At 71.4% G+C, this 12060-nt stretch carries 10 protein-coding genes; 4 read left to right on the top strand and 6 right to left on the bottom strand.

The window, feature by feature from the left end:
• Nucleotides 1–62: 62 nt before the first annotated feature.
• The gene (locus tag AC1MFI_RS11300; RefSeq protein WP_479816937.1) at nucleotides 63–776 is read right to left on the bottom strand and encodes an NUDIX hydrolase; all 714 of its coding nucleotides are present in this window, start codon (nucleotides 774–776) and stop codon (nucleotides 63–65) included.
• A 245-nt stretch (nucleotides 777–1021) separates the two neighbouring features.
• Between AC1MFI_RS11300 and AC1MFI_RS11295 the strand changes: the two genes are divergently transcribed.
• Together AC1MFI_RS11295 and AC1MFI_RS11290 are read left to right on the top strand one after the other, a co-directional pair.
• Nucleotides 1022–1819, top strand: coding sequence for an alpha/beta fold hydrolase (locus AC1MFI_RS11295; RefSeq protein WP_479816935.1), 798 nt, complete (start codon nucleotides 1022–1024; stop codon nucleotides 1817–1819).
• Nucleotides 1820–1960: 141 nt separating this feature from the next.
• Nucleotides 1961–2929, top strand: a complete 969-nt coding sequence (locus tag AC1MFI_RS11290; RefSeq protein WP_479816934.1) for a serine/threonine-protein kinase — start codon at nucleotides 1961–1963, stop codon at nucleotides 2927–2929.
• Nucleotides 2930–3017: 88 nt separating this feature from the next.
• Here the strand turns inward: AC1MFI_RS11290 and AC1MFI_RS11285 are convergent, their stop codons facing one another.
• The 5 genes from AC1MFI_RS11285 to AC1MFI_RS11265 form a co-directional block, all read right to left on the bottom strand.
• Entirely contained in the window at nucleotides 3018–3170 is a 153-nt protein-coding gene (locus AC1MFI_RS11285) for a hypothetical protein (protein WP_479816932.1), read from the bottom strand.
• A gap of 86 nt (nucleotides 3171–3256) precedes the next feature.
• The gene (locus AC1MFI_RS11280) at nucleotides 3257–4585 is read right to left on the bottom strand and encodes an MFS transporter (RefSeq protein WP_479816931.1); all 1329 of its coding nucleotides are present in this window, start codon (nucleotides 4583–4585) and stop codon (nucleotides 3257–3259) included.
• Between the two features lie 70 nt (nucleotides 4586–4655).
• On the bottom strand, nucleotides 4656–7709 hold the full coding sequence (locus AC1MFI_RS11275; RefSeq protein WP_479816929.1) for an AAA family ATPase: 3054 nt from the start codon (nucleotides 7707–7709) through the stop codon (nucleotides 4656–4658).
• Between the two features lie 9 nt (nucleotides 7710–7718).
• Nucleotides 7719–8882 carry an exonuclease SbcCD subunit D gene (locus tag AC1MFI_RS11270; RefSeq protein ID WP_479816928.1) on the bottom strand — a complete coding sequence of 388 codons (1164 nt, stop codon included), beginning with the start codon at nucleotides 8880–8882 and terminating at the stop codon, nucleotides 7719–7721.
• Between the two features lie 66 nt (nucleotides 8883–8948).
• Complete coding sequence (locus AC1MFI_RS11265; protein WP_479816927.1) at nucleotides 8949–9953, bottom strand: aquaporin; 1005 nt, start codon at nucleotides 9951–9953, stop codon at nucleotides 8949–8951.
• A gap of 138 nt (nucleotides 9954–10091) precedes the next feature.
• Between AC1MFI_RS11265 and AC1MFI_RS11260 the strand changes: the two genes are divergently transcribed.
• Both AC1MFI_RS11260 and AC1MFI_RS11255 read left to right on the top strand, forming a co-directional pair.
• A complete protein-coding gene (locus AC1MFI_RS11260; protein ID WP_479816926.1) occupies nucleotides 10092–11141 on the top strand; it encodes an ADP-ribosylglycohydrolase family protein in 1050 nt (349 codons plus the stop codon).
• A gap of 51 nt (nucleotides 11142–11192) precedes the next feature.
• The gene (locus tag AC1MFI_RS11255) at nucleotides 11193–12059 is read left to right on the top strand and encodes an SDR family NAD(P)-dependent oxidoreductase (RefSeq protein WP_479816924.1); all 867 of its coding nucleotides are present in this window, start codon (nucleotides 11193–11195) and stop codon (nucleotides 12057–12059) included.
• Nucleotide 12060: the final 1 nt, after the last annotated feature.

Below are 12060 nucleotides of genomic sequence, written 5' to 3'. Positions count from 1 at the left end.
GGTGCGGCCGGAGTCGGAGTCGGAGTCGAGGCTGGAGCGGGGACGGGTGCGGTGGCACCGGATCAGGTCGGTTCTCGGGTCGCCGACGTCAGGGTTTTGGCGGGTGCCCCGGTGTACCGGTAGAGGCGCGGCGGACGGTTGCGCCCGCCCTGCAGCACCTCGTCCGTCGCGGCGATATCCTTCGCGGATCGGAGTTGGCGCCGGAAGTTCGCCGGATCGAGATGCCTGCCGAGCACCGCCTCGTACACGCCCCGGAGCTGGGCGAGCGTGAAGCGCTCGCCCAGGAAGTGGTACGCGACCGAGCCGTACTCGATCTTTCCGCGGAGTCGCTGGAGGGCGTAGGCCACGATCTCGTCGTGGTCGAAGGCGAGGCCGGACGCATCGGAGGCACGGAACCACCGCACGTTCTCGGAATCCCGGGCCAGGTCGGCCTGGTCCGGCCGGACGAGAGCCCAGTACACGATCGAGACGAGGCGCTGGGTGGCGGACCGGTCGAGGCCGCCGAAAGCGTACAGCTGCTCGAGATAGGTGGGCTCGAGGTCCGTCGTCTCCCTCAGGTTCCGCGCCGCGGCGTCCTGCAGGGACTCCTGGCCGCCCAGCGGTCCTCCCGGCAGCGCCCAGCGCCCGTGGTGCGGCTGCCGGATGCGCCGGACCAGCGGGAGCCAGATCTCGGACCGCCCCGACCCGGCGTCGGTACGGAGCGCGAAGATGACGGTGGAGATGGCGAGGGAGGGCGCCTGTGCCTGGCGCTCCGAGACGTTGGCCGAGCTGTGCATGACGGCCCTTTCGCCTCCCGCATCATCCCCCCTGTTAGGGTCAGAATGACTATAACTTATCCACGCTGAGCTGTCAGGACGTCCGGCATGCCCGCTGCACCGCGTGCGTCGCAGTGCGTGCCGAACGCACCCCTGGGTTGCCCCGCGCGAGGAAAGTGTCTAAAGTCACAGTCGTCGGCCCGAGGGCCGCGCGGCGGGGATGTGTTCAACGGTGCACATATCTCTGCCGCCCTTACGATGGGGTCATGGACCACCACGCCGTGCACGCCGTCGAAGGCGTCGACCCCCACCTGTCCATCACGCGCAGTGATGCCGCGGACCCGCGCTCCCTGCCGCCGATCCTGCTCCTGCACGGCTTCGGCTCCTCGTCCCGGCAGAACTGGATCGACACAGGCTGGGTGCGCTTCCTCGGGGATGCCGGGCGCAGCGTGATCATGGTCGACCTGCCCGCACACGGGGAGAGCGCCGCACCGGACGATGCCGCCGCCTATGCCCCGAGTCGCATGCGGGCGGACATCCTGCAGGCCCTGTTCGACGAGAGGGTGCTGCCCCTCCGCGAGGACGACCCGACCTCCGGCGTGGACATCATCGGCTACTCCCTGGGCTCGCGGCTGGCATGGGAGTTCGGCGCCACGCAGCCGGAGATCGTCCGGAGGATGGTGCTCGGCGGGCCGGGGACGGGGGACCCGCTCGCTGCCTTCGACCTCGAGGGAGCCGAGCGCTTCCTCGCCGGCGGCGCCCCGCCGCGGGACCCGGTCACCGCCGACCTCCTGCGCATGGCGCAGGCGGGCCCGCACAACGACCTTCCCTCGCTCCTGGCGATGGTCTCCGCGATCAAGACGGAGCCGTTCGACCCGCAGGGCGCCGTACCGAAGATGCCACTCCTCCTGGTCTCGGGCGACCGGGACGAGTACAGCGTCGGCATCGAGGACCTCGGCGACTGGGCCCCACGGGCGAGGATCGCGACACTGCCGGGCAGGAACCATGCGAATGCCATCACCGCCAGGGCCTTCAAGGACGCAGCCGTCGCGTTCCTCGCCTGAGGATTTCTGCGCGAATGTCCGCCGACGCGTGCGTCGCGGCCGCGCTCAGGCGGCGCACCAGCGTTATACTGGAACTGATCAGCAGCCTTATGGTGAGGCTCGCGTTGATCGATACCCATAACCTGCAGCGGGAGGACACCCATGGATGTGCTCCTTGCTGACCGGTACCAGACGACCGATCTGCTCGGCGTCGGCGGAGCCGCCTCCGTGTACCGCGCCGTGGACAGGAACCTTGGTCGCGATGTCGCCATCAAGATCTTCAACCCCACGACGGCGGACGATGACAACTACCGACGCCAGCACACGGAGACGATGCTGCTCTCGACCCTGAACCACCCGGGTCTCGTGACGCTCCACGACGCAGGCATCCACGAGGACGACGAGGGCCGCACCACGGGGTTCCTGGTCATGGAACTCGTGGACGGCGAGGACCTCCGGCATCTGCTCAAGCGCGGCGCGCTTCCCGCCGAGGACGTCGCCCAGCTCGGCGCGGACCTGGCCGATGCGCTGGCCTACATCCACTCCGAGGGAGTGGTGCACCGGGACGTCAAGCCGGCCAACATCCTGATGTTCCACAGCGGGGACAACGCCACGCGCCTGTACGCGAAGCTGACCGACTTCGGTATCGCCCGCATGGTCGAGGCCACGATGGCCACGGCCATCGGTGCGACGATCGGTACTGCGAACTACCTGAGCCCCGAGCAGGCCAAGGGCGAGCCGCTGGACGAGCGCAGCGACATCTACTCCCTCGGGCTCGTCCTGCTCGAGTGCCTGACCGGCGTCAAGGCCTTTCCCGGCCCGGTGGTCGAGGCCGCGCTGGCGAGGTTGCTGCGCGACCCCGAGGTGCCTGATTCCCTCGGCGCCGACTGGAGCGATCTCCTGCGCCGGATGACGTCGAGGAATCCGGCCGACAGGCCGTACGCGCACGACGTCGCCCTGCACCTCCGGAACGACTCCGACGAGCACTTCGGTGGCCATAGTCCCACCGCCGGCCCCTCGGCGGAGGCTGTCTCGGCGGCGCCCCAGGAGGCCGACGTCGTCACCGGTGGCGTCTTCACGGGCAACATCCACATACCCGATCCACCGACGCGCGCCCCGAGCATCAGCTGAGTTCCAGCAGCAGCTGATGCTCGGGTCGGTGGGCTGTTGACAGCCCACCGGCGTGGTCCGCAGCCGTCGCAGGGCCCCCGCGACGCTCCTAGGAGCCGCCGTCGTCCTCTTCGGGCTCGAAGTTGCTCGCCTCGTCGGTGGATCCGGCCGCCACGCCGTCGTCGCTCACGGGGATCGTTCCTTCCGGGCCGACGCCGTCCGTGTCGTCCGTGTCGTTCTGCCCGGTGCCTTCGGTAGTCATGCTTCCTCCTGTGTCTCGGATGTCCTTCGATCCTATGCTCGCCCCGAGGCAATTGACAGCAGGCTGATCGTTGTCCGGAGCAAGGATCAGGGACGGGGCGTGTGCCGCAGCGCGACGGCGGACGCGGCTCCGAGGACGAGCAGGACCCCCGCCGCCGAGGCCGGGACGACGGCGGCGCCGGCCGCCCCGGCGGCTTCCGCGAGGGTTCCGGCGAGGGCCGAGCCGATCGCGGTACCGGCGACGATGCCGCTCGCGAGCAGCGTCATGACGGTGCCCAACCTGTGCCCCGGGGCGACGGCGGAGCCGATGGAGAAGATGGTGACCATGGTCGGGCCGACGAAGACCCCGAGCACGAACAACACGGCCAGCATGGCGGGGATGGAGTGCGGGAGGGCCAATGCCGCGGCAGCTCCCGCCATGCCCGCTGCCGATGCCATCCACCGGCCGGTGTGGCCGAAACGCTGCGACCAGTAGGCCACGGACAGGGCAGCGAACGCCGAGCTCAGTCCCATCACGGCGTACAGCAGTCCGGAGGACTCGGCCACGCCGAAGTCCCCGGCGAACGCCGTGAGGAACGTCTGCGTGGAGCCGAAGAAGGTGCCGATGGCGATCATGCCCGCCACGGGAAGCAGGACGAGCACGGGCCGGTAGACCCGGGGCGCCCCGCTCTTCGCGTCTTCTCCCCTCCCGGCGGATTCGGCAGCCGGTGCGTCATCGCTGAACGCGACGGTCCGGTGCACCGCGAAGGCGCTGACCAGCGTGATGGTGAGGGCTGCGGCCAGGGCGAGCGGAAGCCACGGAGCGATCAGGCTCGCGAGCAGTCCCACGAGGGCGGGGCCGAGGACGAACGTGAGCTCGTCCGCGGTGCCTTCGTAGGAGAGCGCCGTGTCGAGATAGGACCGGGGGGTGCGGCGCGTCATCGCCATCCACCGGACCCTGGCGAGCGGGCCGATCTGGGGGCAGGTGAAGCCCGTGGCGAAGGAGACCGCGAGGACGAGCGACAGGGCGCTACCGGTGAAGCCGCCGCTGGTCAGCGTCACCACCAGCAGCGCGGCGATGGCCACGGTGTTGAGCACGGCCGAGGCGAGCAGGACGATCCGCTGTCCGCGCTTGTCCGCGAGGAAGCCGAGGAGCGGGGCACCGAGCGCGGAGCCGATACCGACGGCGCCCGCCGCGAACCCGCCTGCCGCATAGGATCCGCTCGCGGTCGTGACGAGCGTCAGGGCGCCCACGGTGAGCATCGCGAGCGGAAGCCTCGCGAAGAGGCCCAGGACGAGGAACGAGGTTCCCGCGAGCTGCGGGAGGACACCGAACCTGCCGAGGCGGGAGCGCCGGGGTCGGTCGGGTGCCGGCCCGGAGGACGAGCCCGCAGGCGGAGGGGATTCCGGCGAGGCCGGTGAAGGGATCGTGTACATGCGCTTTCCGGGTGCAGCGAATGCGCATCGTCCCCCCTCCCGATGCGCCCGACCCGGTAACCCGACAAGTTTACATGCCGACCGCTTGCTCCACATAGCGGAGGATGGAGCCCTGCCTGCCCTTCAGGACCTGCAATTGCGCCGGCACCCGCTGTTTGAGTTCGGGCACGTGGCTCACCAGGCCCACGACCCGGCCACCGCTCCTCAGCCCTTCCAGGGCGTCCATGACCTGTTCCAGCGCCTGGTCGTCCAGGGACCCGAACCCCTCGTCGACGAAGAGGGTCTCGATATCCAGACCGCCCGCTTCCTGCTGCACCACGTCGGCCAGCCCGAGCGCCAGAGCGAGGGAGGCCATGAAGGACTCGCCCCCGGAGAGGGTCGAGGTGTCCCGCCTGTTACCCGTCCAGCCGTCGATCACGTTGAGGCCGAGACCCGACCTCCTGTTCCCGGACGTGGCATCACTGTGGACCAGCTGATACCGGCCGTCGGACATCTGCAGCAGGCGTTCGGTGGCGGCGGCTGCGACCTGTTCGAGCCGCGACGCCAACACGTAGGTCGCGAGGGACATCTTGTAGAGGTTCTCCCCGCCGCCGCGCGCGGTGTCGGCGACGGCCGAGACCCGACGCGCTTCTTCGCGCAGCGGTGCGATGTCGCGTTCGAGGTCGGCGAGCTGCGCGGCGTAGCTGTCCAGCTGCGTGACGGAGTGACCGAGCACCTCCGCTCCGATGCCGGCCCGGTGCGCGCGCGCCCGGAGGTCGTCGGCGGCAGCACCGGCGTGCCGTTCGTCCTCCTCGGTGGGAGGTGCCACGCCGTCGCGTTCCTCGCGCAGGGCCTCCCGCATGCCGTCGTCGTCCCATGCCGCGTCCAGGTGGTGGCCGCGGACCTCGTGGTCCCTGATGGCCTGCACCGCGCGGGCATGACGGTCATCCGGCAGGAGTGCCTCGCGTACTCCGTCCCCTGTGCTGAAGGGCGTGCCGAGAAGCGCTTCCTCGAGGCGCCGGCGGTTGTCCTCCCGGCGGGCCGCAGCGCTCCCCAGGGCGTCGAGGGATTCCCGGACGGCCTCGAGGTCGTCGAAGGCCGCCTGGACCTGGTCGATACGGGCCGCCAACGAGGATGAGCTGCCCTGCAGGCCGCTGAGCCGCTGGGCGAGGGCCTCCTCCTGGTCGAGCAGCGACGACCGCCGTGACTGAGCCGCGGCGCGTTCATCCCGCAGGGCGTCGCGTACCGCACCGGTCCTCTCCTCCTCCTCCGTGGCGCGTCGCATCCGGTCCTCGACAGCGGCGCACTCGGCGTGGGCGGCCTCGGCGTCCTGCAGCCTGCGGCGGGCGGTGCGCGTCAGCGCCGCCGCGTCCCCCGGCTCGGCGTCGCCCCGGCGGGCGGCGAGTTCCGCCACCTCCAGGCGTGCCCGGTCCCGCACCTCACGGGCATCGTGCAGGGTCGCTTCGGCATCCGCCTGCAGGCGGCGTGCGGACTGTTCCTCGTCGAGGGTGATGCGGTCCCCTCCCGGGGAGGTCACCGGGGCCGGGTGCTCGGCGCTGCCGCACACCGGGCACGGCTGTCCGTCCTGCAACTGCTCGGCGAGTTCCTCGGCAGCCTGCTCGAGCCGTAGCTGCAGCTTGGCGAGCCACTCCTCCTTCAACCGCAGGAAGCGCTCCGAAGCTGCCGCGTGCCCGGACTCGGCCGCATCGCGACGGCCGGCGGCGGCGAGGTACTGCTCGACCGTCTCCTCCGCCCGCACGGCCGCGGCGAGATCGGCTCGGAGGTGGGTCAGCCCGTCGGCGGCCCGCCGCAGGTGGACGATGGCTTCGGCGTCAGCCGTGCGCTCGCGCTGAAGGCGGCCGATCACCTCCCCCGCGTCGTCGATGCGGGCATCGAGCTGCCGGGTCCTCCCTGCCAGGGACTGCAGTTCGGACCGCACGTCCAGCAGCCGTTGCTCGTCCGGCAGCGCCGCGCGGAGGACCCCCAGGGCGGAGGAGGACGCCGCGCAGCCCTCGCTCAGGAGACCGCGCGGCACCTCGTCCCCGGACAGGTCGTCCGTCTCCAGGTACTCGGCGGCCGTGGCATTGCGCCGGAGGCGCAGCAGGGCGTCGCCGTGCAGCGTGCGAGCACGGCCGAGTGCCTCCGTGCCTTCGTCATCGAGCCGCAGCAGGGCGCTCAGTCCCTGGGCCTGGTCGTGACGGCGCGCCAGGTCCTCGAGGCCCTCGATCTCCTGCGCACGACCCTCATGATGCTCGCGCTGGGACCTGAGCGTGGCGAGGGCTTCGGAGCGGGCCCGCCGTCGTCGCAGCAGCATCAGTGCGCCGTCGGCGAGTGCGCTCTGCTCCGCCAGCTCCGTGCTCTCGAGGGCGGCCGCATCCCGGCGCTCGGCGAGGGCTGCAGCCAGCTCCCGCATCGAGACGGCGGGATCCTCGGAGGAGCCCTGGTCGGCACCGGTGGGCGCCGGGGCAAGGCCGTGGCGTTCGGTTTCATCGACGGCCCGCAGCAGGAGGTTCCGCTGCTTCCCCTCCTGCTCGGCGAGCTTCCGGGCGATCCGCTGGCTCGCCTCCGCGAACAATCCCTCGAGGTCCTCGAAGCGGGTGGTCGAGAAGAGCCGCTGCAGCAGTTCGCGCCGCGGCTTGGCGTCGGCCCGGAGGAAAGCCGCGAACTCGCCCTGCGGCAGCATCACCACCTTGGTGAACTGTTCCTTGTCCATACCGAGCAGGGACTGCAGCTCCAGCCCCGCCTCGTCGTTCCGCGCCGACTTCTGCACCCATTCGGATCCGATCCGCTCGCTGAGCAGGGTGCGTGCCTGCTCCGTGGTCGTTCCGCTGCCCCTCCGCGACGGGCGGTCCCAGGCGGGTGACCGCACCACCTGGAAACGGCGGTCGGCGATGGAGAACTCGAGGGAGACCTCGGGAGCAACGGACTCGGCCGCGTGGTCGCTGCGCAGTCTCTTGGTGGCCTGGCGGGCTCCGGGCACCGAGCCGTAGAGCGCGAAGCACACGGCGTCCAGCACGCTCGACTTGCCGGCGCCGGTGGGACCGTTGAGGAGGAACAGCCCCTGGCTCGAGAGCGCGTCGAAGTCCACGCTCTGCCGGTCGGCGAAAGGTCCGAAGGCCTGGATCTCGAGCTGGTGCAGTCTCATGGGACGTTCCTACCGTTCATGGGCGAGGCTCAGCGCTGCGTCGACGGTCGACCGGACGAGCGCCTGCTCCTCGGGTGAGGCCTTCCTGCCCCGGACGTGTTCCAGGAAGCCGCAGCAGATGTCGGCGTCGTCGCGCGCCTCCGCGATGCGCTGGCTGTAGGTGCGGGCGTCGTCCTGCTGCCCTCCCTCGGGTGCGAAGGCGAGCACGAGGGTGTCAGCGAAACGTGTCCTCAATCGCTCCATGGCGCGGGCGGGCCGCTCGCGGTCGGTGAGGGTGATGTGGCAGTACGCGTGCTCGGCCCACTGGAGGTCCTCGCGGCCCAGGAGGTCCTCGAGCGTGCCGCTGAGGACGGCCAGCTCGCGCGCGGCAGGCCATTCCACGGCGCGGACCTGGCGCACCCCGTCCGGCGTCACGTCCAGGAGCCAGGCTCCCTTGTTCTGGTCGACTTCCGAGAAGGAGTACGCGAGCGGCGAGCCCGAGTAGCGCACCGTCTCCGAGAGCTTCTGCCGACCGTGCAGGTGGCCGAGCGCGGCGTAGTCGAAGCCGTCGAAGAGCGAGAGCGGCACGGCACCGAGACCACCGATGGCGAGGTCGCGCTCACTGTCGGAGGAAGCGCCGCCCGCGGCGAACGTGTGGGCCATGACGATCGACACGACACGCTGCTCGGCCTTCCGGAGCACCAGGTCCTCCCGGACGCGGTCGAGCGCTGCACGGGTCACCGCGGTGTGCGTGGCCGCATCGGCCTGGAGGCCGTCCGCGACCACGCGGGGCTCGAGGTAGGGGATGCCGTAGACCGCGAGCTCGGCAGCGGATCCCAACGGCCAGGTCACCGGCACGCCGATGTCCTCCATGCGCGTTCGCAGATGCACGCCACCGCGGGCCAGGATGCGGCCGCCGAAGCCGAGCCTCGTCGCCGAATCATGGTTGCCGCTGCTGATGACCACCTGAGCACCAGCGACGGTCAGCCGCTCCAGGGCCTCGTCGAACAGCGCGACGACGTCGACGGCGGGCAGGGCGCGGTCGTAGACGTCACCGGCCACCAGGACGACGTCGACGGCCTCCTCCCGCACGGTCTTCTCGAGGTTGTTGACGAAGATCCGCTGGGCGCCGAGGGTCCCGGTGCCGTGGAACGATCGGCCCAGGTGCCAGTCGGATGTGTGGAGGATCCTCATGATTTTCACGCTACCGCCGCGCGCCGACAATCGAGGGTTCAGCGCGCGGCGGGGCCGGAAATGGCGCTAGCGGGCCGGTCCGGAGGCACCGGGGGCGTCGTCACCGGACGTCGTCCCGCGCGCGTCGCGGACGGGCTCGTCGAAGAAGGATGCGGCGTCGCCGGACGCCGTATCGCCGGAGCCGCTGCTGTGGGCGGCCGTCGGGACGTCGACGCGTGAGCCGTGCTGCTGTCCGGCGGCGCCGGCGGGAGCCTGCACACCGTCCAGCGGTGCGTCGCTGCGGCGGGCCGGCGCCGCGGTATCGACGCTGCGGAAGACCAGTCCCGCGATCAGTGCGCCGACGACGGGGGCGACCCAGAACAGCCACAGCTGACCCAGTGCCCACGGATCGGCGAAGATCGCCGAAGCGGCGGCGCGGACCGGGTTCATGCCGCCGTTGGTGACCGGCAGGAGGAAGGAGAGCAGTCCGGCGTAGGTGAGGCCGACGGCGAAGGGGGCGAGGTCGCGCCGGGCGCGCTGCGAACCCGCGCCGAGGAAGACCGCCACGAGGAGTGCGGTCGCGACGACCTCCAGCAGGAACGCGCTGGTCAGGGGGAACTGCGCCGCCGAGTGCTCGCCGAAGCCGTTCGATGCCGAGCTGAAGAAGTCGCTGATGGTGGTGAGCTGGGAGTTGGCGCTGAGCACGAGCCAGATCAGCCCCGACGCAGCGACCGCTCCGAGCACCTGGGCCAGGACGTACGGAGCGACGGACCTCCAGTCCGTCCGGCCCGCGACCGCGGACCCGATGGTGATGGCGGGGTTGAAGTGACCGCCTGACACGTGACCGAAGGCGATCATCGCCGCGACGACGGCGAAGCCGAAGACCAGCATGGGCTCGAGCGAGGTCTCGGTGGCCAGCATGGTCGCGCCGAGGCCGGCCAGGATGACGAGGAACGCGCCGACCGCCTCGGCGAGCGAGCGCGCCACGAGCCCGGGAGCCCGCAGTCCGTCGTCGTGCCTGGTGCCGTCGAGCCTGGTGCCGTCGAACGCGTGTCCTGCCGTCGCTCCGGCCGGTGTCGTGGGGTGGGTCATGGTTGCGCAATCCTTTGATGGTGCCTCGGGAGACCGCCCGGTGCTTGTCCGGGCCGCCGACAAGCCTTCCATCCTAGTCTGCACGGCGGCTGGGAGGACCAGGAACCCCGAGGTCCCGGGCCTCCCTAGACTGGACGGGTGACCACTGACAGTACTCCCGCACCCTCCCCCGCGAACCCCGGCTACGAGGACCGCGTCCTGGGCTGCCTGCTCGGCACGATGGCGGGCGACGCCTACGGCCTGCTGTGGGCTGCCGGCGATGATCCGTCCGCCGCGCTCGCCGACCCCGCGTCCCTCGCCGTCTCGGACGCCACCCAGCTGACCCTGTACACGGTCGACGGCCTGATCGAGGCACTGGAATGGGCCAATGACGGGGTCGCCGCGGACGAGACCGCATGCCTGTGGCTCTCCTACCTCCGCTGGCTCGGCCGCCAGGGTGAACACCTGCCGGCCAACGCGCCCGCGGCGCCCGCGCGGTGGCTCGATCGGCAGGAGGACCTGCTGCCTGTCCACGACCCCGACGCCGATACCGTACGTGCCCTCCTCACGGGCGAGATGGGGACGCAGGCCCGGCCGCTGAATCCGCGCGCAGAGGGGCCGGGCGCGCTGATGCGCTCCGGTCCGTTCGGGCTCGTGCCGCGCATCCCCGCGAGCATGGTCGAGCGCCTGACGATCGAGGCCGCGGCGCTCACCCACGGAACCGCCGCCGCCAGGAGCACCGCTGCCCTGTTCAGCAACATCATCCGGTCACTCGCGATCGAGGGCGGCAGCCTCGACGAGGCCGTCGGCGCCGCCCGGGGGGAAGAGCACCACCTGGCCGGCGGCGCAGGGCACGACGGCGCCGCGGCACTGTCGGCCGGTGCGGCGGCAGGCTCCTCGCCCGGCGGAGGATCGGCTGCCGACGGCAGCACGGCCGCGGGGACGTTCGAGGCCGCACTCCAGGCCGTCCTCGAGGCCGCCGCCGGGGCGTCGTCGCCCCGGGACCAGATGGCCGCGGCTCTGGCGCACGCAGCAGGAGCGGGCAGGCCCGATGCGTCACCGGTGATCGCCTCGTCCGTGGCCGGCGCCATCATCGGCGCGCTCCACGGTACGGCTGCCGTCCCCTCTGCCTACCTCAGCGCGTCCGGGGTACCCGAGGTCGTCCGCACCATGGCGCGGACGCTGCTCTCCGCGACGACGGGCTCCTGACCCATGTGGGATCCGGCAGCGCTTCCCCCGCTTGCGGGGCGGCGTGTCCTCGTGACGGGCGGTAACGCGGGCCTCGGCTACTTCGCCTGCGAACAGCTCGCGGGGGCCGGAGCAGGCGTGGTCATGGCATCGCGCAGCAGGGACAGGGCGGAACGCGCGATCAGTGCCATCCGCAGCGTGCACCCCGATGCCGACGTCACCTTCCAGCCCCTCGACCTGGCCGACCTCGCCTCGGTGAGGGCGGCCGCCGGGACGATCGCCGAGGGCCCGCCGCTGAGCGGGCTGCTCGCGAACGCCGGCGTCGTGGGCTCGCCGCACAGGCGCACGACGGCGGACGGCTTCGAACTGCAGTTCGGGACGAACCACCTCGGCCACTACGCGCTGATAGCCCTGCTCCTCCCGGCGCTGTCGGCCGCGGCGACGAGGATCGTCCACCTCGGGAGCATCAGCCACCGCTGGGCGCGACTGACGCTGTCATCGCTCCAGCCGTCGTCGTACCGCAGCGCGAGCGCCTACGCGACATCCAAGCTGGCCGTCATGTCCTTCGGCTTCGAGCTCGCTCGGCGCCTGGACCTCACGGGCAGCCCGGCGACGAGCGTCGTCGCCCACCCGGGGCTCGCCCTGGGGATGTTCACACCGGATCGGCCAGGCGTCGAAGCGCGCCGGGAAGCGGCAGGATGGAAGCGGCGGATCATGCAACCGGTCGCCCAGGGGAAGCATGAAGGGGCCTGGCCGCTCGTGCGCGCCGCGGTCGACCCCGACATCCCGAACGGTTCCTACTGCGGGCCCGACGGCTGGTTCCAGCTCACCGGACGCCCCGCGCTCGTGCCGGCGAAGCCCCGCGCACGGGAGAGCAACGCGGCCTCGAGGCTCATCGACCTGTCGGCCCGCCTCACCGGCCTGGAGCTGCGCTTCTGAA

This window comes from Arthrobacter sp. BC5, assembly GCF_056680255.1.
The sequence above is the reverse complement of the archived record's forward strand: the minus strand, read 5'-3'. Positions and strand labels throughout refer to the sequence as shown.